The sequence below is a fragment of the Sphingomonas endophytica genome, from assembly GCF_014199415.1.
Taxonomy (GTDB): Bacteria; Pseudomonadota; Alphaproteobacteria; order Sphingomonadales; family Sphingomonadaceae; genus Sphingomonas; species Sphingomonas endophytica.
On the sequence record NZ_JACIJN010000006.1, the window covers coordinates 24,388 to 47,431 of the forward strand.

Here is a 23,044-nt window from a genome sequence, read left to right on the forward strand (position 1 = left end):
CGGGATGCGACCGCGGGCGGAAGCCGGTACAACCACAGCCATGCTCCACCGCACCACCCTCGCCTCTCCCGTCGGCGCCCTGACGCTGGTCGCCGACGAGACCGCGCTCGTCGCGATCCTGTGGCCCGACGACAGAACGGGACGCGTGCCGCTGGAGGCAACCGCCGACAATCCCGACCATCCGGTGCTCGCCGCCGCCGCGACGCAGCTCGCCGACTATTTCGCCGGCACGCGCACCACCTTCGACCTCCCGCTCAGCCCGCGGGGCACCGCGTTCCAGCGCGACGTCTGGCGCGCGCTCGACGCCATCCCTTATGGCGAGACGCGCAGCTACGCCGATATCGCCCGCGCGATCGGCCGCCCCACCGCCACCCGCGCGGTCGGCGCGGCGAACGGGCGCAATCCGATCTCGATCGTCACCCCGTGCCACCGCGTGATCGGTCGATCGGGCGCGCTGACCGGCTTCGCGGGCGGGCTGGCCGCAAAGCAACATCTGCTCGCGCACGAGCAACGCTAGGAGATATTCCCATCGCCGCGCGCATTCCGTAAGGGCTGTCGTCATGACCGACGATCGCACCCAGGCCGACGAGCGCAACGTCCAGTTCGAGCGCGAAGCATTATTGTTTCACTCGGAGGGACGCCCCGGCAAGATCGAGATCGTGCCGTCGAAGCCGATGGCGTCGCAGCGCGACCTCGCGCTCGCCTATTCGCCCGGTGTCGCGATCCCGGTGCAGGCGATCGCCGACGATCCCTCGACCGCCTATGACTATACCGCCAAGGGCAATCTGGTCGCGGTGATCTCGAACGGCACCGCGATCCTCGGCATGGGCAATCTCGGCGCGCTGGCCTCCAAGCCGGTGATGGAAGGCAAGGCGGTGCTGTTCAAGCGCTTCGCCGATGTCGATTCGATCGATATCGAGCTGAAGAGCGAGGACGTCGACCGGATCATCGACGCGGTCGAGCTGATGGAGCCGACCTTCGGCGGGATCAACCTCGAGGACATCAAGGCTCCCGAGTGCTTCATCATCGAGCAGACGCTGCGCGAGCGGATGAACATCCCGGTCTTCCATGACGACCAGCACGGCACTGCGATCATCTGCGCCGCTGGCGTCATCAACGCCTGTCTGCTGACCGGGCGCCAGCTGTCCGAGATCAAGGTCGTCGTCAACGGCGCGGGCGCCGCGGCGATCGCCTGCACCGAACTCATCAAGGCGATGGGCGTGCGCCACGACAACGTGCTGATCTGCGACCGGACCGGCGTGATCTATCAGGGTCGCGACGACGTGAACCAGTGGCAGTCGGCGCATGCCGCCAACACCGATCGCCGCACGCTGACCGAGGCGCTGCGCGGCGCGGACGTGTTCCTCGGCCTGTCGGCGGCGGGCGCGCTCAAGCCGGAAATGGTGGTCGACATGGCCCCCGCGCCGATCATCTTCGCGATGGCCAACCCGGAGCCGGAGATCCGCCCCGAACTCGCCAAGGCGGCGCGCCCCGACGCGATCGTCGCGACCGGGCGCTCGGATTACCCGAACCAGGTCAACAACGTGATCTGCTTCCCGTTCATCTTCCGCGGCGCGCTCGACGTGCGCGCCACCGGCATCAACGACGCGATGAAGATCGCCGCCGCCAATGCGATCGCCGAACTGGCGCGGCAACGCGTGCCCGAGGAAGTCGCGATCGCTTACGGCGTCCAGCACAGCTTCGGTCCCGAATATATCATCCCGTCGCCGTTCGATCCGCGGTTGATGGAGATCGTCCCCGCCGCGGTCGCCAAGGCGGCGATGGACTCGGGCGTCGCGACCAAGCCGATCCTCGACATGGCCGCCTATGCCGCGGCGCTGCGTGCGCGGCTCAACCCGACCACCTCGGTGCTCAGCCTCGCTTATGAGGGCGCGAAGGCGAACCCCAAGCGCGTGCTGTTCGCGGAGGGCGAGGAGGAAGTCGTGCTGCGCGCGGCGATCGCCTTCAAGGAAGGCGGCTACGGCACGCCGGTGCTGGTCGGGCGCGAGGACGTCTACGACCGGCTGCGCGCGCTCGGCATCGCCAATCCGGAAGAGTACGAGCTGCACAACAGCCGCGTTTCGCCGCTGGTGCCGAAGATGGTCGACTTCCTCTACGCGCGCCTGCAACGCCGCGGCTTCCTGCGCCGCGAGGTCGAGCGGATGATCAACCAGGATCGTAACATCTTCGGCTCGGTGCTGCTCCAGCTTGGCGAGGCGGATGCGATGATCACCGGCGTGACGCGCCCGTTCGCGCAGTCGATGCGCGAGATCAAGCGCGTGATCGATCCCGCGCCCGGCCGCACCGCCTTCGGCATCCACGTGCTGGTCGGCCAGTCGCACACCGTCTTCATCGCCGACACGACGGTCAACGAGCGCCCGACCGCCGAGGAACTCGCCGACATCGCCGAGCAGACCGCCGCGGTCGCGCGCCGGCTCGGGCAGGAACCGCGCGTCGCGTTCCTCAGCTATTCGACCTTCGGCAACCCGAACGGCCAGTGGCTCGACAACATCCGCGGCGCGGTAAAGGTGCTCGACGACCGCAAGGTGAGCTTCGAGTACGAGGGCGAAATGGCCCCGGACGTCGCGCTCAACCCGCGCCAGCTCAAGAACTTCCCGTTCGCGCGCCTGTCGGGACCGGCGAATGTGCTGGTGATGCCGGGGCTGCAATCGGCGAACATTTCGGCGAAGCTGCTGCGCGAGCTGGGCGGCGACGACATGATCGGACCGATGCTGGTCGGCATGGAAAAGCCGGTCCAGATCGCGCCGATGACCTCGACCGCCGGCGATCTGGTGACGCTGGCGGTGCTCGCCGCCGGGGGGATTGCGCGGTAGGGTAATGGGGGGGCAGCGGATTGATGTTGCCCCCCCCATTTGGCGGCATGGGCCTAAGGCGTTCCGGCATGTTGTCGGATCGCCGGAATGAGCAGCGCCGGGTAAATCGCAGCGAGCAGTGCAGGGTCCGCCCGTATGGCAGCGGCGGGCGTGAAATGGGTGATCTCGAAGCTGCGCCGTTCCATGGCGGCCACACGCATCGCTCCCTCGACGCGCTGCCGTGCGCCATCCGACGCGCGCACCCAGAGATAATATTTCGGCAGCGACACCCCGCTCTGGGTTGCGCCTTTCCGAAGCAGATCAATCTCGACAACGCGCGACGGCAGCCCCTGCGCCGCCAGATAGGCTCGGACATCGCGCTCGAGCAACTTGCCGAATTCGGCGTCCAACGGTGCATTTGCGGCAACATGGCTCGCCCGCACCTCGGCCATCGCGCTTCCCCCATTCGCCGGCGGTGGGAGCTGCTGCGCCGTCACCAGCGTCGCTACCGAGAGCAAAATTGTGACCGAGACGGTCACGGTTTGGATGGTCATAATCGGCATCTCAGCACAAACTGAGTTCGGGTCAACGCCCACGTTCAACGAGCGCGTCATTCCCGCGCAGGCGGGAATGACGGAGCGGCGGCGCTACGCGCGCGCACCCGCCCGCGCCCGCCGCATCATGCCCTGCGCGCTCGCGACATGATGCGCGTGACAGATCGCGACCGCCAGCGCGTCGGCGGCATCCGGCCCGGCCAGCTTCGCGCCGGGCAGCAGCACCGCCATCATCGCCTGGATCTGCCGCTTCTCCGCGCCGCCCGTGCCGACCACCGCCTTCTTGACCGTCGAGGGATGATATTCCCCGATCGTCAGCCCCGCGCCGCTCGCGGCGAGCAGCACCACCCCGCGCGCCTGCCCCAGCTTGAGCGTCGATTGCGCATTGGTGTTGCCGAGCACTTCCTCGACCGCCGCCTCATCGGGCCGCTCGGCGCGGATCACGTCGATCAGCGCCGAATAGAGGTTCGCGAGCCGGCGCGGCAGCGGCATCGACGGGTCGGTGCGGATCTGCCCGTTGCCGACATGGCTCAGCCGGTTCCCCTCGGCGCGGATCACCCCCCAGCCGGTCGTGCCGAGCCCCGGATCGAGACCGAGGATGATCATCGCCTAAGCCCCTCCCCTTTAGGGGAGGGGTTGGGGTGGGGAACGCCGGACCAGCGGTCGGGACGGGCTTGCAGGGCGGCTACGATCGTGAGGAGGACGCCGTCCATGTTCTCGCGAACGTCCTGGTTGGAGAAGCGCAAGGTGTGAAAGCCTTTGCTGGCGATAAAGCGGTCACGCGCGGAGTCCGCTGCCGGATCGTGGGTATCGCCATCAACCTCCACGATCAGTCCCTTCGCCGGGCAGAAGAAGTCAGCGATGTACGGCGCAATGACGTGCTGGCGTCGGAACTTGTGGCCGAGCTTGGTGCCCGACAGTTCGCGCCACAAACGCTTCTCCCACTCAGTGGGATTGCGGCGCATCTCGGCGGCCCGAACCAGCAACTCCGCTTCCGTCACTACGTCCCCCACCCCAACCCCTCCCCTGAAGGGGAGGGGCTTTTAGGTCACCCCAGCTTCGCCATCACCTCGTCGGACACCTCGTAATTGCCCCACACCGTCTGCACGTCGTCGTCGTCGTCCAGCGCGTCGATCAGCTTGAACAGCGTCGCCGCATCCGCCTCGGTCACCTCGACCATCGTCTGCGGCCGCCACGCCAGCTTCGCGCCCTCGGCCTCGCCGAGCACCGGCTCCAGCGCCTTGGCGACCTCGTGAAGCGAGCCCTGCTCGGTCCAGATCTCGTGCCCTTCCTCGGACGAGGTGACGTCCTCGGCCCCGGCCTCCAGCGCCGCCTCGAACACCTTCTCGGCGTCGCCCGCGCTCGCGGGATAGTTGATGAGCCCCATCCGGTCGAAGCCATGGCTCACCGAACCGCTCGCGCCCAGATTGCCGCCGTTCTTCGACACCGCGGTGCGCACGTTGGTCGCGGTGCGGTTGCGGTTGTCGGACAGCGCCTCGATGATCAGGCTCACGCCGCCGGGACCGAAGCCCTCGTAACGGATTTCCTCGTAATTCTCGGTGTCGCCCTTGCTCGCCTTGTCGATGGCGCGCTGGATATTGTCCTTGGGCATCGACTGCGCCTTGGCGGCGTTGATCGCGGCGCGCAGCCGCGGGTTCATGTCGGGATCGGGCAGCCCCATCTTCGCCGCGACGGTGATTTCGCGGCTGAGCTTGGAGAACATGCCGGAGCGCTTCTTATCCTGCGCGCCCTTGCGGTGCATGATGTTCTTGAACTTGGAATGGCCTGCCATGGTCGCCTCTGACGGATAATCCCGTGCCTTTACGCGCGCGGAGCCCCATTCGCCAACCCGTCTATCTTCGCCTCCAGCGCCGCCAGCCGCTCGATCACCAGCCCGTCGATCTTTTCGTGGAGCCGCAGGATCTCCAGCTCGGCGCGCAAATTGGTCTCGTAATCCAGCCCGGCGGCGAGCCGGTCCTTCGCCGCCTGCCGGTTCTGGCTCATCATGATGACGGGCGCCTGCACCGCGGCGAGCGTCGACAGCATCAGGTTGAGGAAGATGTAGGGATAGGGGTCGAACTGCATCCCGAAATATCGGAGCACGTCGGTGTTGAGCAGCATCCAGCCGACCAGCACCACCGTGAACGCGATGATGAACCCCCACGACCCGCCGACCGCCGCGACCCGGTCGGCGAGGCGATCACCGAAGCTGGCGCGCAGATCGGCCTCGTCGGCGGCGTCGCGGCTGACCAACGTTCCCGCGTCCATGCTGTCGAGGACCCGGCGCTCCTCGGCATCCAGCGAATGGCGCGGCTTGCCGATGATGCGCAGCGCGAGATCGGCGATCGGTGGACGGTGCGCCATCAATGTTCCCCTTCGTGACGCGTCCCCGTAGCCGCGTGCGGCGGGCACGCAAAGCGCTTGCCCAACCGGGGCATGATCGGCCAAACGGGGCGCGATCATGACCGTCAGCGTAGACATGGGCAGCGACGAGCGCGGCGCGCCCGTGACCATGGACCTCGAAGAACTGCTCGCCACCCGATTGCTCGTCCAGGGCAATTCCGGGTCCGGCAAGTCGCACCTGCTGCGCCGGCTGCTCGAACGCAGCGCCGGGCAGGTGCAACAGGTGGTGATCGACCCCGAGGGCGATTTCGTCACGCTCTCCGAACGCTACGGCCATGTCGTGATCGAGGGCGCGGATTATGCCGAGCGCGAGCTGGCGCGAATCGCCGCGCGGCTGCGCGAGCACCGCGCCAGCGTCGTGCTGAGCCTCGAGGGGCTGGAGGCGGAGGGGCAGATGCGCTGCGCCGCCGGCTTCCTCAATGCGCTGTTCGATGCGCCGCGCGAACATTGGTATCCCGCGCTGGTGGTGGTCGACGAGGCGCAATTGTTCGCGCCGACCACCGGGGGCGAAGTCGCCGAGGAGGTGCGCCGCGCCTCGCTGTCGGCGATGACCAACCTGATGTGCCGCGGGCGCAAGCGCGGCCTCGCCGGCGTGATCGCGACGCAGCGGCTGGCGAAGCTCGCCAAGAACGTCGCCGCCGAGGCGAGCAACTTCCTGATGGGGCGCACCTTCCTCGACATCGACATGGCGCGCGCCGCCGATCTGCTCGGGATGGAGCGGCGACAGGCCGAGTCGATCCGCGATCTGGCGCGCGGCACCTTCATGGCGCTGGGGCCGGCGGTGTCGCGGCGGCCGATCACGGTGCGGATCGGCACGGTCGAGACGCAGGCGCGCAGCGGCAGCCCCAAGCTGGTCCCGCTGCCGCAGGCCGATTCGGTCGACCTGCAATCGCTGCTCGACGTCACCCCCGACGCCGCGCCGACGCTGCCGATGACCTTCGACCCGCGGCCGCGCCGCGTCCCCGCCGACGAATTGCTGTCGGACATCGAAGCCCCCGCGCAGACCACCCCCGCGCCATCGCTGCCCGACCGCAACGAGGAAGAGGTCGAGGCGGTCTATGCCGAGGTGCTGCGCGCGATCGTCACCGACGACGAAAGCAGCGGCCGTCCCGCGGCGGTGCTGTTTCAGGATTTTCAGGTGCGCTGCCGGATGGCGGGGATCGCCAGGCCCGCGCTCGACCTTGCCGCGTTCAGCCGCCGCCTGTCGTGCGCGCGCGCCGGCATCTTCGATCCGCACGCGGAGGAATGGGCGAGCGTGCTCGCGCTGGCCGGCGGACTGCCCGACGACATGCTCGGCGCGTTCCTGCTCGTCGCCAAGGCGGCGCGCGACGGCGCGCCCTGCCCGTCGGACATCGCGATCGCAAACACCTACGGCACCAGCTCGATCGGGCGGGTGAAGCGGCTGATCGGCTATATCGAGGGCCGCGACCTGTTCGTGACGCGCACCGACATGGGCGGCAAGCGCTCGATCACGATTCCGCATCTGGGATGGACGACCGCACCGGCCGAGGCGGCGTAGCGCCCCGTCCCTGTTGCCCTGCCGATCCGCCGTCGCCCCGGATCAAGTCCGGGCCGACGGGAGTGGCATCTCTCGATCCGTTATGCGAACAGAAGGCAAGCGGTCATTTAGTCGCCGACCTTCGTCACGCGAAAATCGCCCTCACTTCACCTTCAGCGCGTCCTCGATCTGCGCGGCCGGTGCGGACAGCATCGTATAGACCGTATGCGCGGCGATGCCGGCCATCGTCACCCCGACCGCCACCAGCACGAGGAACTGGAACAGCGACGCGAAGCTCCGCGACCGTTCCACCTTGCGCGCCATCTGCGCCTCGTGCGCGAGCCGGCGTTCGGCGCGACGGTCGTGCTCGGGGGTCGCATTTGCGCGCACCGGGCGGCTGGCGAGGCGCGGTTCGTCGACCAGCGCCTTGACCGACAACCGGTCCTGCGAGCGCATCCCGAAGAACCGCCCCTTGTTCCATTGCACGCGCCCGACGATGACGATCGTCCCGCGCCGGATCTCGACATAGCTGCCGACCGCCGGCGGCTGATCGCATCCCGCCATCAGCCCGCGCGACGAGACATTGTGGATCACGACGTCCAGCCAGCGCGACTCCAGCCGCATCCGCGACGGGATGAGCACGGTGACCCGCTCCTCCCGTGGCCGGAAGCCGGTCTGTAGAGCAGCTAGCACCGGTCGTATTCCCCCACACCGTCGATCGCACAAATGTATACGGTGCGGGAAACGAAGATAATCTTAACGGCTGCCGCAATGACCGCCGTCAATGATCTAGATCATGCCGAGCGCCTGCATATAGACTTCGAGGATCGACTGCTCCTCCTGATATTCTTCGCGCTTCTTCTTGCGGATCTGCAGGATCTTGCGGATCGCCTTGGCATCGTAGCCGCGGCTCTTCGCCTCGGCCATCACGTCCTTGATGTCGTCGGCGATGCCCTTCTTCTCTTCCTCCAGCCGCTCGGCCCGCTCGATCAGCAGCCGCAGTTCGTCGGCTGCCACCGAACCGCCGCCCATGCCTTCGCCACGCTCTTCCGCCATCATACTTCCCCAGAAAAAACGACGCCGCCCGCAACGCCGGCGCGAATCGCGCGGGCGGGGACGGCGTGGTGGATACCCTGATTGGGTGCGGCGGCGCGTCTACGCCCGCACGCGCCGATGCTCAAGGGCGCGCGCGAACCGGCTCAGGCGTTCTTCTTGACGCTCTCCGCCATCCGCGCGAGCTGCTCGGGGGTCGCCTCGCCCTGATGCTGCGCCTTCCACTGGGCATAGGGCATGCCGTAGATCGCCTCCCGCGCAGTTTCCCGGTCGAGCCCGCCGGCCTCGCCAACCCAGTCGGACAGGCAGTTGCGGCAAAATCCCGCCAGCCCCATCAGATCGACGTTCTGCGCGTCGGTGCGGTGGCGCAAATGCCTGACCAGCCGCCGGAAAGCCGCCGCCGCTACGGCATCGTCGAGCGTATCGAGCCGATCCATGTTGTCTCCGTCATTTGATCCTGCGGCGTTACTCGCTAAGGCCGTGCCGGCAAAGCAGGAAGGCGCATGACCCTGAACCCGAATCAAATCGCTCCGCGTTCGCGCAAGGTTCGCGTGCTCGCGACGCTCGGCCCGGCCAGCAACACGCTGGAGATGATCACCACCCTTTTCCAGGCGGGCGCGGATGCGTTCCGCGTCAACATGAGCCACGGCGACCAGCAATCGAAGATCGCGGTCATCCAGGCGATCCGCTCGATGGAGGAGCGCTTCAAGCGCCCGACGACGATCCTTGCCGATCTTCAGGGGCCGAAGCTGCGCGTCGGCAAGTTCGACGGCGGCCGCGTCACGCTCGAACACGGCAGCACCTTCGTGCTCGACCATGATCCGGCGCCGGGCAATGCGTCGCGCGTGCGCTTGCCGCACAAGGAAATTTTCGCCGCGATCGAACCGGGCGCACGCCTGTTGCTCGACGACGGCAAGCTGGTGCTGCGCGTCACCGATCATGATGCCGACCGCATCGTCACCACCGTCGAGGTCGGCGGCCCGCTTTCGGACAACAAGGGGCTCAACGTCCCCGATGTCGTAATCCCGATGGCGGCGCTGACCGAGAAAGACCGCTCCGACCTCGCCTTCGCGATCGATCAGGGGGTCGACTGGATCGCGCTGTCGTTCGTGCAACGCCCCGAGGATCTGTGGGAGGCACGCAAGCTGATCGGCGGCAAGGCGGCATTGCTCGCCAAGATCGAGAAGCCTGCCGCGATCGAGCGGCTCGAGGAAATCGTCGAGGCGTGCGACGGCGTGATGGTCGCGCGCGGCGATCTCGGCGTCGAACTGCCGCCGCAGTCGGTGCCGCCGCTCCAGAAGCGGATCGTCGAGACCGCGCGCCGCATGGGCCGTCCGGTGGTCGTCGCGACGCAGATGCTCGAGTCGATGATCCAGAGCCCGTCGCCGACCCGCGCCGAAGTCTCCGACGTCGCGACCGCGATCTACGATGGCGCCGATGCGATCATGCTCTCGGCGGAAAGCGCCGCGGGCCAGTGGCCGGTCGAGTCGGTCGCGATGATGAACGCGATCGGCGACGCGGTGGAGCGCGACCCGATGCACGGCGACCGCATCCACTTCACCGTGACCCGCCCCGATCCGACCACCGCCGACGCGCTCGCCGAGGCGGCGAAGAACATCGCCGACACCGTCTCGGCCTCGGCGATCATCTGCTTCACCATGTCGGGGTCGACCGCGCGCCGCATCGCGCGCGAGCGCCCGTCGGTGCCGATCCTCGTGCTGACACCCAGCACCGACACCGCGCGGCGGCTCGGGCTGTTGTGGGGCACGCACAACGTCAACACCCGCGACGTCGAATCGTTCGAGGAAATGGTCGCCAAGGCAAAGCGCATCGCGCTGCGCCAGGGGATCGCCAAGGCCGGCGACCGCGTGATCGTGATGGCGGGCGTGCCGTTCCGCACCCCCGGCTCGACCAACGTGCTGCACGTCGTGCAGATCGTCGGTGACGAGCTGAAGGACTATCGCGCGCCGGCCGCGAACTGATCCGCCGCGCCGCCGCCGCTGCGCGCGGCTTTGATTGGCACCCGGCCTGCTCCCCACGCCGCCTCCCGGAACATGTGCTGAGTGGGAGGGCGGGGGGGAGAGCGGGCCGGTGCCACCGCTGATCCAGCATCGCTGGATCAGCCTCCGGTTTCCATGCGGCGGCGATGGCGCGCACCTTCCGAGCGCTGACGGACCCCGGCCGAAGCCCTTTGCCGCGAGTCATCGTCACGGCTCGTCCCGCCCATCCGCCGCTCGTCGCAAATGCCGCGCAATTGCAACTAACGACGCCTGCGATGGCGCTTTTGTACAAGCGGGACGCCCGACCATCCGCCATCTGCGCCGCTCCGGGGGTATTAGGAGCGACGACGGCGATGAAGCGCGTGGTGCGGAACAAGAGATTGCGACATGACCTTGCGGCAGCACGTCGCGCGCAGGGCATGATGTCCGATCCGGCATCGCTGCGGACGCTTGAAGATTATATCGCCGAGCTGGAAGAGCAATTGTACGGTAGCGACACCCGCTTCCTCGTTCCCGTTCCGGCGCTGACCCCGCACGCCACCGTCTAGGCCGACCGACGGCCAGGGATCGTCCGCCCTCTTCTGTCATCCCTGGTGCGGGCAAGACGCGAGGCACCCGATCGGGTCCGGAGCGATCACGACCGGGAGCGACAAATGCCGCTCCCGTCACGATGAACCATCACCCGCCGTCCGCGCGCATCTCGGCGGTCAGCGGCGGAGTCTGCTGGTGCTGGACGACCTTCCAGACCTCATGCTCCAGCCGACGGTAGGTCGAGGTGCAATGCGCGACATAGCGCTCGTCGCCCTTGGTCGCCTCGATGCCATAGGCAATCACGATCAGCCCTTCCTGCGGGCGCACGATCCGGCCGTCGCTGATCGTGACGCGTTCCCAGCGCGGGGTCTGCGACACCGCATCGACCGCGGCCTGGCTTTCGAGAACATAGGGCGGCTGCGGTACGACCATCAGCGCCGATTCGTCGATCGACTCGCGGTAATGCGCCGCGTCGCCGGTCCACAGGCTTTCCTCGAACGCCCAAACGCGATCGTCTTCCATGATTCTCTCCGACTGCTGTCGGAGCCAGAAAGCCGCGGTACGCCCGAACGTTCCCCGTGCGTCAGCGCAGCAGGCCGGCCGCGACCAGCGCGGGGCGCAGCGTCGCGGCGTCGGTGAACAGATGCGCGTGGATGCCCAGCGCCCGCGCGCCGGCGACGTTGGCGGCATTGTCGTCGATGAAGAACGACTCGCCGGCGGCCAGCCCGAAGCGATCGAGCGCGAGCCGGTAGATCGCCGCATCGGGCTTCACCAGCCGTTCCTCGCCCGACACGACGATGTCGCGAAAGCGATCGAACACCGCCGCCTCGCGCGCGCGGAACGGCGGAAAGAATTCGTGGCTGAAATTGGTGATCGCGAACAGCGGCACCCCCGCGGCGTCCAGTTCCTCGACGATCGCGATCATCCCGGGGATCGGTCCCGGGATCTGCTCGCCGAAACGCGGGCCCCAATGCGCGATCATCGCGGCATGGTCCGGAAAACGCGCGCCAAGCTCCGCGCTGGTCTCCGCAAACGGGCGACCGGCGTCGTGCTGGAAATGCCACTCGCGCGTGGCGACCTCGTTCAGGAACACGTCGAGCGCCCGTTCGTCATCGAACAGGCGCTCGTACAGAACCCTAGGGTTCCAGTCGTACAGGACGTGCCCGACGTCGAAGATGACCGACGTCGGTTTCACGCCGGAAATCAGCCCTGGCGGGCCTTGAACCGGCGATTCGTCTTGTTGATGACATAGGTCCGGCCGCGACGGCGGATCACGCGATTGTCGCGATGACGGTCCTTGAGCGACTTCAGGCTGTTGCGGATCTTCATGGCTGCGCTTCTTCGAAAACTGGGAAGCGCGCCGCCTAGAGAGCGCAGGCCCGAAAGTCAACCGAGCGGGAGCTTGCACCCGAAGTGTGCGTTGCTATGTCGCAACGATCTTATCGAGGGTGTGTCATGCGTCGCGCGATTCTTCTGGCTCTTTCGCTGGCGCCGCTGGCGGCCTGCACCACCGGGCCGCAGCGTTTTCCGGTTCAGGCGACGCGCTTCCATTACGATGCGGTGGCGGAACGCGGGACGATCGCGGTCGAGCCGCTGCCTGGTCCCTCGTCCGCCAGCCTTGAATACAAGACCTATGCCGCCGCGGTCGAGGCCGAGCTGCTCCGCAACGGCTTCACCAGCGCGGCACCGGGCAGCAAGCCCGACTTCATCGCCACGGTCGGCTTCACCCGCGCCGAACGCGGGCTGCCGCCGAAGCGCTCGCCGATCCAGATCGGGATCGGCGGCGGCGGCTATTCGGGCGGCTGGCGCGGCGGCAGCGGGCTGGGTGGCGGCGTGAGCTTCCCCGTAGGCGGCGATTCGGGCGGCCGGCTCGGGCTCGTCACCGAACTGGCGGTGCGCATTCGCCACGGCGCCGACGCGATCTGGGAGGGGCAGGCACAATCGCTGACCGACACCAGCGCCCCCGACGCCGACGCCGCCTCGGTGGCGGGACGGCTCGCCGGCGCGCTCTTCAAGAATTTCCCCGGTGACTCGGGACGGACGGTCGAGGTAAAATGACACTGGACATCAACGCCGCCTTCGACGGCGGCAACATCAGGCTCGTCGCGGTAGAGGGCGAAGGCAACGACTGGCGCTGCGATCTGGAGATCGTCCGCGATCACCAGTCCGACTTCTTCCAGTGGTTCTATTTCCGCGCCGCCGGGCTGCGCGGCAAGCGCGTCGCCTTCCGCATCCTCAATGCCGGCGACTCGGCCTATCCGTTCGGCTGGCCGGGCTACAAGACGCGCGCCTCGACCGACCTCGACCAGTGGCGGATGATCGACACACGCTACGACGGCGGCGTGCTCGGCTTCGACTGGACCGGGCAAGCCGATCTGGCGTGGTTCGCCTATTTTGCGCCCTATACGATGGAGATGCACGCGCGACTGGTCGCACGGATCGCGGCGCGCGCGGGCGTCACGCATCGCCAGCTCGGCGAGACGCTCGACGGGCAGGCGATCGACTATTTCCGCCTCGGCACCGGCGAAAAGCAGGTGTGGCTCTACGCGCGTCAGCATCCCGGCGAATCGATGACCGAATATTGGATGGAGGGCGCGCTCGACTGGCTGACCAGCCCCGCCGCCGCGCCGCTGCTCCGCGAGGCGACCGTCCATGTCGTGCCCAACATGAACCCCGACGGCACGCGCCGCGGCCATCTGCGCACCAATGCGGCGGGGGTGAACCTCAACCGAGAATGGCATGCGCCCACCGCCGAGCGCAGCCCCGAAGTGCTGTGCGTGCTGCGCGAAATGGACGCGACCGGCGTCACCTTCGCGATCGACGTCCACGGCGACGAGGCGATCGCCGCCAATTTCATCGCCGGGTTCGAGGGCATCCCGTCGTGGAACAGCGCGCGCGGCGACCGCTTTACCGAGTTCGGCCGGCGGCTGGCGGCGCACACCCCCGACTTCCAGACCCAGCTCGGCTATGAGAAAGCCGCGCCCGGCACCGCAAATCTTTCGATGTCGACCAACCAGCTCGCCGAGCGGTTCGGCGCGGTGTCGGTGACGCTGGAGATGCCGTTCAAGGACCATGACGCCAACCCCGACCCGGCATTCGGATGGAGCGCCGAACGGTCGCGCGCGCTGGGCGTCGCCTGCCTCGAGGTGCTGACCGAGATGATCGCGACGCTGTAGGCCGAATCGACCCGCCGCCCGTCGCTGCAGCGTCGCGGACGGTTCGCGCCAGACATCGGCTTGTTCGTCGCCCCGGACTTGATCCGGGGCCTCGCTGCTTCGCGCTACGGAAGGAAACGGACAGGCGACGAAGGTCGCCGCCCGCCGCTCATCGCTCTGCGGACGCTTCCTGCCCCGACGCCCCCGCCGCGCTCTCGCCACGCGCCCGCTGCCGCTTCGCCATCGCGGCCAGCCGCTGGAGCAATTCCGCCTCGGCCCGCGCCCGCGCCGAGGTCACCAGCCGTCCACCACTCCCCTTCGCCACGTCCGGAACCGGGCGCGCGTCCTCGCGCTGCAACAACAGCCGCAGCATCGCGTCCGAATAGCGCCGCCGGTGCGCCACCACCTCGCCCTTGTAGACGATCGGCTCCAGCCAGCCCTCGACCGCGCGTTCATAGGCGGCGCGCTCCAACGCCGGCAATCGGTACGCGAGCGCCGCATCCCACGCCGCGCCGAACGCAGGAATACGCCGCTTGACGCGATAGGCGGAGGTCGAACTCAGCCCGACCCGGTCACAGGCCGAGCGCACGCACCCCGTCTCGCGCAGCGCGCGCAGAAAGACCGTCTGCCGCAGCGGCGTCCATCCGTCATGCCGATGCCGGAACGCTGCCTCACCGCCGTCGCTCATCCCGCTTCCCCACGCTGCCGACAGAGCAAATAGCGCAGCGGCATGCGTGTAGGACAGCCCTCGTCCCACATCCTCACCCGTCAGCCAGACGTAGTAAGGAGCCCCGCCATCGAAGATGTTTCGGATCGATAACGACATTGGTGCGGGGTCATGTTGATCGGCCGGCATCGAGCATGATCGTGCCATGATGGACGAAGCGCTGCACGAGGCGCGTCCGGCGCTCGCCGACGGCATCTTCCCGGTCGGCGCGATCCTGACGTTTTCCGCGACGATCATCGGGCGTGGGCGCAAATCGATGGGGTCAAATCATCTGGACCATGCCGAGATGATCGCCATTCGGCATGTCTTCACCCTCTAAACGACCCTCGAACCCTGTGTCATGTGCTGGGGCACCTTGCGACACTTGCCGGTCAGCCGCCTCGTCTATGCGATGCCCGATGCCGATGGCGGCTGTGCGGCGGCCGATCTGGTGCCGTCCCCGCCCCGCCACCGCGCGCGACCGGTGGCAGTCGTCGCCGGCGTCCGGCAACTGGAAGCACGCGCGCTCTTCCGCCGGTTTCTCAAAGCGACGGCGGAGCCGTTCCGGGTGCGCGGCGCCGCACGCGGATTCGTGGCGGACGTGCGCGGAGGTTATACTTAGGCGCCGCACGACAGGACGGCCGGTGCCTTCTCGCACGCGCCACCAGCGCGAGCAGCCCCTCACTCCCGCCACTTGGCCAGCGCCGTGTCGTAAAGCGCGCGCGCATGGTCGCGTGCCTCCTCCAGCGTGCGCTGCTCGGTGCGCCAACGCTGTTCGGCGGTCTTTTCCTCGCGCTCCAGCGCGGCGCGACGTTTCGCCAGCTCCTTGCGTTCCGCCGCCGCCGCCGCGGCAGCCGCGTCGAGCGCCGCCTCCGCCGCGTCCAGCGCCGTGCGGCTCGGCCGCGGCACGGGCGCAGCGGCCTTCTTCCTGCGCGGCGCGGGCTTGCCGGCCCGGCGCGGCGCGGGTGCGGCGGCAAGCTGCTCCGCCGCACTCCCACGCGACCTCTTCACCACCTGCCCCGGCGCGGCAAGTGGCGCTTCCATCAGCGCCGGATCGGTGACCTCCTCTGCCGCGCCGCGCGCGAACAGATCGGCGCTGGCGCCCCAAGCCGCCAGCGCAGCCTTGCGACTCGGCGCCGCGACATAGGCGTCGTGGAAGCCGGCGGGCGTGCGAAAGACCTTCAGCTTGCGCGGCATCGCCTCGTCCCTCCTTCTCCGCTGCGACTCGCGTCCCAACCGTCCGGCGCTCGCGTGGTTCAGCCGCACGCGCGTCCAGGCCCCCCTCGCTTACCCGCTCGCTCACGCGCCCCCCTTTCGCACATGCGGCACCGCTGCTATCGCCCGCGGCGACCGAGAGTTTCGCTCCCGTCGCCGCTTTCGGTGCCCGCTGCGCGCCGGGGCGGACGACGGCCCTTGAAGAAAGGACTTTGCCCATGACGGCCATCGGCCAGGATACGCTCAACGCCCGCCAGACGCTGCAGGCCGGGGGCCAGTCCTACGACTATTTCTCGCTGAAGACCGCCGAGGAAAAGTTCGGCGACATCAGCCGCCTGCCCTTCTCGATGAAGGTGCTGCTCGAAAACATGCTCCGCTTCGAGGACGGCGTGACCGTCACCGAGGCCGACGTGAAGGCGATCGTCGACTGGCAGCAGGAGCGTCGTTCGGACCGCGAGATCCAGTATCGCCCCGCGCGCGTGCTGATGCAGGACTTCACCGGCGTGCCGTGCGTGGTCGATCTCGCCGCGATGCGCGACGCGATCACCAAGCTCGGCGGCGACGCGGCGAAGATCAATCCGCAGGTCCCCGTCCATCTCGTCATCGATCACTCGGTGATGGTCGACGAATTCGGCACGCCCAAGGCGTTCGAGGATAACGTCGATCTCGAATATGCCCGCAATGCGGAGCGCTACGAGTTCCTGAAGTGGGGCAGCAAGGCGCTCGACAATTTCAAGGTCGTGCCGCCGGGCACCGGCATCTGCCACCAGGTGAACCTCGAATATATCGGCCATGCGGTCTGGTCGTCCGAAGAGACCGGCGATCACGCCAAGCGTGGCGCGACGATCGCCTATCCGGATACCTTGGTCGGCACCGACAGCCACACGACGATGATCAACGGTCTCGGCGTGCTCGGCTGGGGCGTCGGCGGGATCGAGGCCGAGGCGGCGATGCTCGGCCAGCCGGTCTCGATGCTGATCCCCGAGGTCGTCGGCTTCAAGCTGACCGGCGCGCTGCGTGAAGGCATCACCGCCACCGATCTCGTGCTCACCGTCACGCAGATGCTGCGCGCCAAGGGCGTGGTCGGCCGCTTCGTCGAATTCTACGGCCCGGGTCTCGACCAGATGACGCTCGCCGATCGCGCGACGATCGCCAACATGGCGCCCGAATACGGCGCGACCTGCGGCTTCTTCCCGGTCGACGACAAGACGCTCGATTACATGCGCCTTACCGGCCGCCCCGACGAGGTCGTCGCGCTGACCGAGGCCTATGCCAAGGCGCAGGGCATGTGGCGCTACGCCGACGCGCCCGATCCCGTGTTCACCGACACGCTGGAGCTGAACATGGGCAGTGTCGTGCCGTCGCTCGCCGGCCCGAAGCGCCCGCAGGACAAGGTCAGCCTCGACACCGTCGACGAGGTGTTCAACGGCGACCTGTTCAAGCTGTACCACAAGGAAAAGCCGGCGCGCGTCGCGGTCGACGAGCGCGGGCATGACATCGGCGACGGCGACGTCGTGATCGCCGCGATCACCAGCTGCACCAACACCTCGAACCCGTCGGTGCTGGTCGCCGCCGGTCTGGTCGCGCGCAAGGCGAATGCGCTCGGGCTCAAGCCGAAGCCGTGGGTGAAGACCTCGCTCGCGCCGGGTAGCCAAGTCGTCACCGACTATCTCGACAAGGCCGGGCTGTCCGCGGATCTCGACGCGATCGGCTTCAACCTCGTCGGCTATGGCTGCACCACCTGCATCGGCAATTCGGGGCCGCTCGCCGCGCCGATCAGCAAGGCGATCAACGAGAACGATCTCGTCGCCGCCTCGGTGCTGTCGGGCAACCGCAACTTCGAGGGTCGCGTGTCGCCCGACGTGCGCGCGAACTTCCTCGCCTCGCCGCCGCTGGTCGTCGCGTTCGCGCTGAAGGGCACCGTGACGACCGACATGAACGAGACGCCGATCGGTCAGGGCACGGACGGCGCGGATGTGTACTTGCGCGACATCTGGCCGACCAACCAGGAGGTCTCCGACCTCATGGCCGCCAACATCGACGACGGTATGTTCCGCGCCCGCTACGGCAACGTCTATGCCGGCGACAGCAAGTGGCAGGCGATCGACGTGACCGGTTCGGACACCTATGCGTGGCGCGCCGGCTCGACCTATGTCGCCAACCCGCCCTATTTCGAGGGCATGGGCATGACCCCGGCGCCAGTGACCGACATCATCGAGGCCAAGCCCTTGGCGATCCTCGGCGATTCGATCACCACCGACCACATTTCGCCGGCCGGCAGCATCAAGGCCGACAGCCCGGCGGGGTCGTGGTTGCAGGAGCATCAGGTCAGCCGCGCCGACTTCAACAGCTATGGCGCGCGCCGTGGCCATCACGAGGTCATGATGCGCGGCACCTTCGCCAACATCCGTATCAAAAACGAGATGGTGCCGGGGGTTGAGGGCGGCATGAGCCGCTACGAGGGTCAGGTGATGCCGATCTACGACGCCGCGATGCGTCACAAGGCCGACGGCACCCCGCTCGTCATCATCGCCGGCAAGGAATATGGCACCGGCTCGTCGCGCGACTGGGCGGCGAAGGGCACTAACCTGTTGGGCGTGCGGGCGGTTATCACCGAGAGCTTCGAGCGCATCCACCGCTCGAACCTCGTCGGCATGGGCGTCCTCCCGCTCCAGTTCGCCGACGGCGTGACCCGCGAGACGCTCAAGCTGACCGGCGACGAGACCTTCACGATCCACCACGTCGCCGACCTGCGTCCGCGTCAGGACGTGACCGTCACGCTGAAGCGCCAGGATGGGTCGACCGAGCAGTTCCAGACCCGTTGCCGGATCGATACGGTCAACGAGCTGGAATACTTCCTGAACGGCGGCATCCTGCAGTACGTGCTGCGGAACCTCGCTGCGTAAGCGACGACGATCAGGGTGATTTCGGGAAGGGAGGGCCGCTGGTCCTCCCTTTCTGCTTTTGGGGGTGATGAAGTTGAGCGAGGAATACGTCTACGACGAAGCGACCGGCGAATGGGTGCCGGCCGGTGAAGTCAGCGCCACGGCGCCGGCGGATGGCGTCGAGGTCCGCGATGCGGTCGGCAACCTGCTGGCGGACGGCGATGCGGTGACGCTCATCAAGGATCTGAAGGTCAAGGGCACCAGCCAGACGCTCAAGCGCGGCACCGCGATCAAGTCGATCCGCCTGACCGGCGACCCGCAGGAAATCGATTGCCGCTTCGACGGGATCAAGGGCCTGGTTCTGCGCGCGGAGTTCGTGAAGAAGCGCTGAGGTCGCTCCTGCCCGTCATCCCCGCGCAGGCGGGAATCCAGACGCACAGGTTCCTCGGTAAAAGCGCGAGGTCAGAGGTTCTGGATTGCCGCCTCCGCGGGAATGACAGGTTTGGCGAGGTCAGGCCACCGCCGCGCGGTTGCGCCCGTAGACGAAGTAGAGCCCGAGCCCGACGACGTTCCACAGCAGGAAATATCCCTGCGTCTTTGTCGGCAGGCTGAAGAACAGGTACGCGCACCCCAGCACGCCCAGCGTCCCGACCACCGGCGCCAGCGGGGCGCGGAACGTGCGCTCGGCATCCGGCGCGCGACGGCGCATCACCATCATGCACACGCACACCGCGACGAACGCCGCCAGCGTGCCGGCATTGGCGAGCGCGGCGATCGCGTCGATCGGCATCACCCCCGCGATCACCGCGACCAGCGCGGCGGTCATCAGCGTGATCCGCACCGGCGCGCCGCGCCGCGACACCTTCGCCAGTCCCGCGGGCAGCAGCCCGTCACGCGCCATCACGAAGAAAATCCGGCTTTGTCCAAAGAGAAAGCCGAGCAGCACCGTCGGCAGCGCGATCACCGCGCTGGCGGCGAGGAAGGTCGCGAACCCCGGTCGCCCGATGTCGCGCAGGATCAGCGCCAGCGGCTCGGGCGATCCCGCGAACCGCGTGTAGCTGAGTGCGCCGACCGCCGCGACCGCGACGCCGACATAGATGATGATGCACCCGAACATCGAGCCGATGATCCCGATCGACAGGTCGCGGCCGGGGTTCTTGGTTTCCTCCGCCGCGGTCGAGATCGCGTCGAAGCCATAGAAAGCGAAGAAGATGATCGCCGCCGCGGCCATCACCCCGCGCTCCTTGCCGTCCGGATCGACCGAGGCGGTGAAGCCGTGCGGCATGAACGGGTGGAGGTTGGCGGGGTCGAAATGCGGCAGCGCGACGATCACGAACACGGTCAGCGCGACCAGCTTCACCGCCACCAGCACCGCGTTGAGCGTCGCGCTCTCCTTGGTGCCGAAGCACAGCAACCCGGCGACGACCGCGATGATGAACACCGCCGGCATGTTGACGATCCCGCCCAGCTCCGGCCCGTTGGTCAGCGCGACCGGAAAGCCGAGCGGCGTCAGCAGCGCCGAGGCATAGCCCGACCAGCCGACCGCCACCGTCGAGACGACGAGCGAATATTCGAGGATCAGTGACCAGCCGATCACCCAGGCAATCACCTCGCCGAGCACGACATAGCTGTACGTATAGGCGCTGCCCGACGCGGGGATCATCGTCGACATCTCGGCATAAGCGAGCGCGGCGCAGGCACAGATCGCGCCGGCGATCGCGAAGCTCAGCATCACCGCCGGCCCGGCACGATCCGCGCCAACGCCGATCAGCGTCAGGATCCCGGTCCCGACGATCGCGCCCACGCCCAGCGCGACGAGATGCGGCCACGACAGCGTACGGGCGAGGACCGGACCGTCGCCATGGTCGATCGCAATCGGCTTGCGCCGGAACAGACTGGACATGCACTCCCCTCATCTGGTGTTGAAGGAGATGTAACAGTTGCGACCAATGTTGGGGAGGGTGTGTAAAGGACGCCGTGGCCGACCATCCACCATGTTCGCCCGCCCGCGACGCGGGAAATCCAGAAAACCGAAGGCGCGCGACTCCAGCAAATACCCGCTCGTCCGAAATTTCGCTGCGCGAGGAGGACGCAAAGTCCATGGAGTTTGATCCAGCAGAGCTGGATGCGGTGGCACCGCGCCGCTTCGACGTGAGTGGATCTAACTCTAGCCCGTCACCGGCTCGACCCCCAGACGCGGGATTTCGATTGCCGGACAGCGATCCATGACGACCTTCAGCCCCGCCGCCTCGGCGCGCGCGGCGGCGGCCTCGTCGATCACGCCGAGTTGCAGCCACACCGCCTTCGCTCCGATCGCAATCGCCTGATCGATCACCGCGCCGGCCTCCGAGGAGCGGCGGAAGATATCGACCATGTCGATCGGATCGCCGAGCTGGTCGAGATCGCGAAACACGAATTCGCCATGCACATGCGCGCCCGTGATCTGCGGATTGACCGGGATCACGCGACAGCCATGCGCCTGCAGCGCCGCCATCACGCCGTTGGAGGGACGCGTCGGACGGTCCGACGCGCCAACCAGCGCGATCGTGCGCACCTCTTCGAGCAGCGTCCTGATCTCGGCATCGGTGGTCAGCGGCATGGTCCGGGCTCCTTCGCCGACAGAACGAGCCATGCTGCCGAACGGTTCAGGGCGCGCGCAACGCCCAGCGCAGCACGCGGCTCATCCCGTCCGCGCCCGCGCGGATCGCAGGACGCGCAAGCGGCGGCGCGCGGCGGTCATGCAGCGCTGCCGCCCAGTCGGGGAGCAGATCGAGCGCCGCCGCGCCCGCCACCGCCAGCCCCGCGGCCTGCGCGCGATCCGGGCCGGGGGCGAGCAGCGCGTCGGCGACCTCGCGCACGCGGTGATCGCTGCGCAGATGCGCGCGGACGGCGCGGTAATAAGCGGTGATATCGGCGCGCGAGCGCGGCACGTCACGCGCGCCGAGCCGCTCGGCGACGATCGCGACATCGGCGACGTAGCGGTCCTGATCTTCGGGCGTCAGCGCCGCATCGCGATAACGCAGATAGCCGCGCAGAAAGCTGTCGGTCTCGGCAACATGCACCCAGGTCAGCAGCGCGGAGTCGTTCGCGTCATATGGCGTTCCGTCGGGCAAATGGCCGTGGATGCGGTCGTGAATCGCGCGGACATGCGCGATCGTGCGCTCCGCCAGCGCGGTCGGCCCGTACGTGGTGACGGCGATGAACTGTGCGGTGCGACGCAGCCGCCCGAGCCGGTCGCGCCGGAAGTCGCTATGATCCCACACCCCCGCCAAGGCACCGGGATACAACATCTGGAGCAGCAAGGCGGATATACCGCCGATCATCATCGCGGAGAAGTCGCCGTGCACCCGCCATGCGGGCGAGGTGTCGGCGATCAGTCCGGGGTCGCCGGGCGGGCGGGCGAGGTCCAGCTCGCCACTGCCCACCATCTCGCGCAGGGCCTGCGCGAGCGACGCACGGGCACGGTCGACCGCCGGTGCGATCATCGGATCGACGATCGACATCGGCGTCCCGCCCCATGCGCTGCGAGGGATCAGCCCTCCGCCTGCGCAGCCTTGCGGCGACCACGCCCGCCGGTCGCCGGCTCGGCGGCCGGAGCAGCTTCGCCACGACGCGCGCCGGGCTTGCGGCCGAGGCCGATCTTCTTGGCCATGTCGCGACGCGCTTCCGAATAGCTTTCGGCGACCATCGGATAGTCGGGCTTCAGGCCATAACGCTGACGATAGTCGTCCGGGGTAAGACCATGACCGGCCAGATGGCGACGCAGCGTCTTGTAAGGCTTGCCGTCGATCAGCGAGATCAGATGATCCTTCGACGCAAGCGACTTCCGCACCGACACCGCAGGCGTATATTCGGCGGCGGGCTCTTCCGGCGCCGACGGCGCAGTCGAGGACGATAGGTTCGTCACCGCGTCATGCATCGTGCGCAGAAATGCCGGCACATCCTCACCCGAGGCGCGGGTGTTGGGATTGGCGAGCCACGCGATGGTCAGTTCGGTGGCAAGCTCAACCGCGTTGGCGGTCATGGTATCTTCGGACATGGGGGGCTCCCTTATTTACATGGCTCGCCCTAGACAGCGTTTAGCGACAGGTCAACGCGTCACCCAAATGAAATCAACATGTATCTATTTGCATCATCAAATATCGGCCGGGAACCTTCGGGGGCTTGCGCTTTGCAACACGTATCACGCCGGTGTCGCTTGACCGCAGCGCAAGACCGCGTCCATGATCGG

General features: G+C 67.8%; 27 protein-coding genes. 10 read left to right on the plus strand and 17 right to left on the minus strand.

Annotated elements, in window-relative coordinates; translation table 11 throughout:
- Window positions 1-40: 40 nt before the first annotated feature.
- Entirely contained in the window at window positions 41-517 is a 477-nt protein-coding gene (locus FHS97_RS09920; protein WP_184036596.1) for a methylated-DNA--[protein]-cysteine S-methyltransferase, read from the plus strand.
- Window positions 518-560: 43 nt separating this feature from the next.
- Window positions 561-2,834 carry an NADP-dependent malic enzyme gene (locus FHS97_RS09925; protein WP_184036600.1) on the plus strand — a complete coding sequence of 758 codons (2,274 nt, stop codon included), beginning with the start codon at window positions 561-563 and terminating at the stop codon, window positions 2,832-2,834.
- A 53-nt stretch (window positions 2,835-2,887) separates the two neighbouring features.
- Here the strand turns inward: FHS97_RS09925 and FHS97_RS09930 are convergent, their stop codons facing one another.
- The 5 genes from FHS97_RS09930 to FHS97_RS09950 form a co-directional block, all read right to left on the minus strand.
- Entirely contained in the window at window positions 2,888-3,367 is a 480-nt protein-coding gene (locus FHS97_RS09930) for a hypothetical protein (RefSeq protein WP_184036604.1), read from the minus strand.
- A gap of 93 nt (window positions 3,368-3,460) precedes the next feature.
- Window positions 3,461-3,973 carry a crossover junction endodeoxyribonuclease RuvC gene (ruvC, locus tag FHS97_RS09935; protein WP_184036607.1) on the minus strand — a complete coding sequence of 171 codons (513 nt, stop codon included), beginning with the start codon at window positions 3,971-3,973 and terminating at the stop codon, window positions 3,461-3,463.
- On the minus strand, window positions 3,970-4,368 hold the full coding sequence (locus tag FHS97_RS09940; RefSeq protein WP_343053422.1) for an endonuclease domain-containing protein: 399 nt from the start codon (window positions 4,366-4,368) through the stop codon (window positions 3,970-3,972). Before FHS97_RS09940 ends, ruvC begins: the two co-directional genes overlap by 4 nt.
- Before the next feature lie 47 nt (window positions 4,369-4,415).
- Window positions 4,416-5,159, minus strand: a complete 744-nt coding sequence (locus FHS97_RS09945) for a YebC/PmpR family DNA-binding transcriptional regulator (RefSeq protein ID WP_184036610.1) — start codon at window positions 5,157-5,159, stop codon at window positions 4,416-4,418.
- A 29-nt stretch (window positions 5,160-5,188) separates the two neighbouring features.
- The gene (locus tag FHS97_RS09950) at window positions 5,189-5,731 is read right to left on the minus strand and encodes a DUF1003 domain-containing protein (protein ID WP_184036613.1); all 543 of its coding nucleotides are present in this window, start codon (window positions 5,729-5,731) and stop codon (window positions 5,189-5,191) included.
- Window positions 5,732-5,828: 97 nt separating this feature from the next.
- Here FHS97_RS09950 and FHS97_RS09955 point away from each other — a divergent pair, with 97 nt between their 5' ends.
- The gene (locus FHS97_RS09955) at window positions 5,829-7,289 is read left to right on the plus strand and encodes an ATP-binding protein (protein WP_184036618.1); all 1,461 of its coding nucleotides are present in this window, start codon (window positions 5,829-5,831) and stop codon (window positions 7,287-7,289) included.
- A gap of 141 nt (window positions 7,290-7,430) precedes the next feature.
- Here the strand turns inward: FHS97_RS09955 and FHS97_RS09960 are convergent, their stop codons facing one another.
- The 3 genes from FHS97_RS09960 to FHS97_RS09970 form a co-directional block, all read right to left on the minus strand.
- Window positions 7,431-7,961, minus strand: coding sequence for a PilZ domain-containing protein (locus tag FHS97_RS09960; RefSeq protein WP_184036622.1), 531 nt, complete (start codon window positions 7,959-7,961; stop codon window positions 7,431-7,433).
- 96 nt (window positions 7,962-8,057) lie between these two features.
- Complete coding sequence (locus FHS97_RS09965) at window positions 8,058-8,324, minus strand: DUF2312 domain-containing protein (protein WP_184036625.1); 267 nt, start codon at window positions 8,322-8,324, stop codon at window positions 8,058-8,060.
- Between the two features lie 143 nt (window positions 8,325-8,467).
- Window positions 8,468-8,758 (minus strand): DUF1244 domain-containing protein, encoded by a 291-nt coding sequence (locus FHS97_RS09970; protein ID WP_184036628.1) that lies wholly within the window; start codon window positions 8,756-8,758, stop codon window positions 8,468-8,470.
- A gap of 66 nt (window positions 8,759-8,824) precedes the next feature.
- On the opposite strand from FHS97_RS09970, the gene pyk reads away from it, so the two are divergent.
- Complete coding sequence (gene pyk / locus FHS97_RS09975) at window positions 8,825-10,303, plus strand: pyruvate kinase (protein ID WP_184036633.1); 1,479 nt, start codon at window positions 8,825-8,827, stop codon at window positions 10,301-10,303.
- Window positions 10,304-10,467: 164 nt separating this feature from the next.
- Complete coding sequence (locus tag FHS97_RS09980; protein WP_184036636.1) at window positions 10,468-10,869, plus strand: hypothetical protein; 402 nt, start codon at window positions 10,468-10,470, stop codon at window positions 10,867-10,869.
- 130 nt (window positions 10,870-10,999) lie between these two features.
- On the opposite strand, the gene FHS97_RS09985 is transcribed toward FHS97_RS09980, so the two are convergent.
- The 3 genes from FHS97_RS09985 to ykgO form a co-directional block, all read right to left on the minus strand.
- Window positions 11,000-11,374, minus strand: a complete 375-nt coding sequence (locus tag FHS97_RS09985) for a DUF4440 domain-containing protein (protein ID WP_184036639.1) — start codon at window positions 11,372-11,374, stop codon at window positions 11,000-11,002.
- A gap of 61 nt (window positions 11,375-11,435) precedes the next feature.
- Complete coding sequence (locus FHS97_RS09990; protein WP_184036644.1) at window positions 11,436-12,047, minus strand: HAD-IA family hydrolase; 612 nt, start codon at window positions 12,045-12,047, stop codon at window positions 11,436-11,438.
- 8 nt (window positions 12,048-12,055) lie between these two features.
- Window positions 12,056-12,181, minus strand: coding sequence for a type B 50S ribosomal protein L36 (ykgO, locus tag FHS97_RS09995; RefSeq protein WP_003046794.1), 126 nt, complete (start codon window positions 12,179-12,181; stop codon window positions 12,056-12,058).
- A 126-nt stretch (window positions 12,182-12,307) separates the two neighbouring features.
- Here ykgO and FHS97_RS10000 point away from each other — a divergent pair, with 126 nt between their 5' ends.
- A complete protein-coding gene (locus tag FHS97_RS10000; protein ID WP_184036648.1) occupies window positions 12,308-12,910 on the plus strand; it encodes a DUF4136 domain-containing protein in 603 nt (200 codons plus the stop codon).
- Complete coding sequence (locus FHS97_RS10005) at window positions 12,907-14,028, plus strand: M14 family metallopeptidase (RefSeq protein WP_184036651.1); 1,122 nt, start codon at window positions 12,907-12,909, stop codon at window positions 14,026-14,028. The genes FHS97_RS10000 and FHS97_RS10005 overlap by 4 nt, the downstream gene beginning before the upstream one ends.
- A gap of 148 nt (window positions 14,029-14,176) precedes the next feature.
- On the opposite strand, the gene FHS97_RS10010 is transcribed toward FHS97_RS10005, so the two are convergent.
- On the minus strand, window positions 14,177-14,695 hold the full coding sequence (locus tag FHS97_RS10010; RefSeq protein ID WP_184036654.1) for a hypothetical protein: 519 nt from the start codon (window positions 14,693-14,695) through the stop codon (window positions 14,177-14,179).
- A 166-nt stretch (window positions 14,696-14,861) separates the two neighbouring features.
- On the opposite strand from FHS97_RS10010, the gene FHS97_RS17270 reads away from it, so the two are divergent.
- Window positions 14,862-15,053, plus strand: a complete 192-nt coding sequence (locus tag FHS97_RS17270; protein ID WP_343053432.1) for a tRNA-specific adenosine deaminase — start codon at window positions 14,862-14,864, stop codon at window positions 15,051-15,053.
- Between the two features lie 341 nt (window positions 15,054-15,394).
- Here the strand turns inward: FHS97_RS17270 and FHS97_RS10020 are convergent, their stop codons facing one another.
- Window positions 15,395-15,910 carry a hypothetical protein gene (locus FHS97_RS10020; protein ID WP_184036657.1) on the minus strand — a complete coding sequence of 172 codons (516 nt, stop codon included), beginning with the start codon at window positions 15,908-15,910 and terminating at the stop codon, window positions 15,395-15,397.
- Window positions 15,911-16,146: 236 nt separating this feature from the next.
- Between FHS97_RS10020 and acnA the strand changes: the two genes are divergently transcribed.
- Together acnA and FHS97_RS10030 are read left to right on the plus strand one after the other, a co-directional pair.
- Window positions 16,147-18,834, plus strand: coding sequence for an aconitate hydratase AcnA (gene acnA / locus FHS97_RS10025; protein ID WP_184036660.1), 2,688 nt, complete (start codon window positions 16,147-16,149; stop codon window positions 18,832-18,834).
- A 67-nt stretch (window positions 18,835-18,901) separates the two neighbouring features.
- Complete coding sequence (locus FHS97_RS10030; RefSeq protein WP_184036663.1) at window positions 18,902-19,204, plus strand: zinc ribbon domain-containing protein YjdM; 303 nt, start codon at window positions 18,902-18,904, stop codon at window positions 19,202-19,204.
- 120 nt (window positions 19,205-19,324) lie between these two features.
- On the opposite strand, the gene FHS97_RS10035 is transcribed toward FHS97_RS10030, so the two are convergent.
- From FHS97_RS10035 to FHS97_RS10050, 4 genes are all read right to left on the minus strand, one after another.
- The gene (locus FHS97_RS10035) at window positions 19,325-20,716 is read right to left on the minus strand and encodes an amino acid permease (protein ID WP_184036666.1); all 1,392 of its coding nucleotides are present in this window, start codon (window positions 20,714-20,716) and stop codon (window positions 19,325-19,327) included.
- A gap of 264 nt (window positions 20,717-20,980) precedes the next feature.
- A complete protein-coding gene (locus tag FHS97_RS10040) occupies window positions 20,981-21,412 on the minus strand; it encodes a CoA-binding protein (RefSeq protein ID WP_184036669.1) in 432 nt (143 codons plus the stop codon).
- 46 nt (window positions 21,413-21,458) lie between these two features.
- A complete protein-coding gene (locus FHS97_RS10045; protein ID WP_246346586.1) occupies window positions 21,459-22,316 on the minus strand; it encodes an oxygenase MpaB family protein in 858 nt (285 codons plus the stop codon).
- A gap of 29 nt (window positions 22,317-22,345) precedes the next feature.
- A complete protein-coding gene (locus tag FHS97_RS10050) occupies window positions 22,346-22,852 on the minus strand; it encodes a Ros/MucR family transcriptional regulator (RefSeq protein ID WP_184036672.1) in 507 nt (168 codons plus the stop codon).
- Window positions 22,853-23,044: the final 192 nt, after the last annotated feature.

Coding starts and splice junctions, on each gene's coding strand:
- ruvC (WP_184036607.1), bottom strand. CDS start 3,973: ATGATCATCCTCGGTCTCGATCCGGGGCTCGGCACGACCGGCTGGGGG.
- FHS97_RS10035 (WP_184036666.1), bottom strand. CDS start 20,716: ATGTCCAGTCTGTTCCGGCGCAAGCCGATTGCGATCGACCATGGCGAC.
- FHS97_RS09950 (WP_184036613.1), bottom strand. CDS start 5,731: ATGGCGCACCGTCCACCGATCGCCGATCTCGCGCTGCGCATCATCGGC.
- FHS97_RS09970 (WP_184036628.1), bottom strand. CDS start 8,758: ATGGATCGGCTCGATACGCTCGACGATGCCGTAGCGGCGGCGGCTTTC.
- FHS97_RS09930 (WP_184036604.1), bottom strand. CDS start 3,367: ATGACCATCCAAACCGTGACCGTCTCGGTCACAATTTTGCTCTCGGTA.
- acnA (WP_184036660.1), top strand. CDS start 16,147: ATGACGGCCATCGGCCAGGATACGCTCAACGCCCGCCAGACGCTGCAG.
- FHS97_RS09945 (WP_184036610.1), bottom strand. CDS start 5,159: ATGGCAGGCCATTCCAAGTTCAAGAACATCATGCACCGCAAGGGCGCG.
- FHS97_RS09985 (WP_184036639.1), bottom strand. CDS start 11,374: ATGGAAGACGATCGCGTTTGGGCGTTCGAGGAAAGCCTGTGGACCGGC.
- FHS97_RS10020 (WP_184036657.1), bottom strand. CDS start 15,910: ATGCCGCGCAAGCTGAAGGTCTTTCGCACGCCCGCCGGCTTCCACGAC.
- FHS97_RS09925 (WP_184036600.1), top strand. CDS start 561: ATGACCGACGATCGCACCCAGGCCGACGAGCGCAACGTCCAGTTCGAG.
- FHS97_RS10010 (WP_184036654.1), bottom strand. CDS start 14,695: ATGAGCGACGGCGGTGAGGCAGCGTTCCGGCATCGGCATGACGGATGG.
- ykgO (WP_003046794.1), bottom strand. CDS start 12,181: ATGAAGATCCGCAACAGCCTGAAGTCGCTCAAGGACCGTCATCGCGAC.
- FHS97_RS09920 (WP_184036596.1), top strand. CDS start 41: ATGCTCCACCGCACCACCCTCGCCTCTCCCGTCGGCGCCCTGACGCTG.
- FHS97_RS10040 (WP_184036669.1), bottom strand. CDS start 21,412: ATGCCGCTGACCACCGATGCCGAGATCAGGACGCTGCTCGAAGAGGTG.
- FHS97_RS09965 (WP_184036625.1), bottom strand. CDS start 8,324: ATGGCGGAAGAGCGTGGCGAAGGCATGGGCGGCGGTTCGGTGGCAGCC.
- FHS97_RS09955 (WP_184036618.1), top strand. CDS start 5,829: ATGACCGTCAGCGTAGACATGGGCAGCGACGAGCGCGGCGCGCCCGTG.
- FHS97_RS10030 (WP_184036663.1), top strand. CDS start 18,902: ATGAAGTTGAGCGAGGAATACGTCTACGACGAAGCGACCGGCGAATGG.
- FHS97_RS09980 (WP_184036636.1), top strand. CDS start 10,468: ATGGCGCGCACCTTCCGAGCGCTGACGGACCCCGGCCGAAGCCCTTTG.
- FHS97_RS10000 (WP_184036648.1), top strand. CDS start 12,308: ATGCGTCGCGCGATTCTTCTGGCTCTTTCGCTGGCGCCGCTGGCGGCC.
- FHS97_RS10005 (WP_184036651.1), top strand. CDS start 12,907: ATGACACTGGACATCAACGCCGCCTTCGACGGCGGCAACATCAGGCTC.
- FHS97_RS10045 (WP_246346586.1), bottom strand. CDS start 22,316: ATGTCGATCGTCGATCCGATGATCGCACCGGCGGTCGACCGTGCCCGT.
- pyk (WP_184036633.1), top strand. CDS start 8,825: ATGACCCTGAACCCGAATCAAATCGCTCCGCGTTCGCGCAAGGTTCGC.
- FHS97_RS10050 (WP_184036672.1), bottom strand. CDS start 22,852: ATGTCCGAAGATACCATGACCGCCAACGCGGTTGAGCTTGCCACCGAA.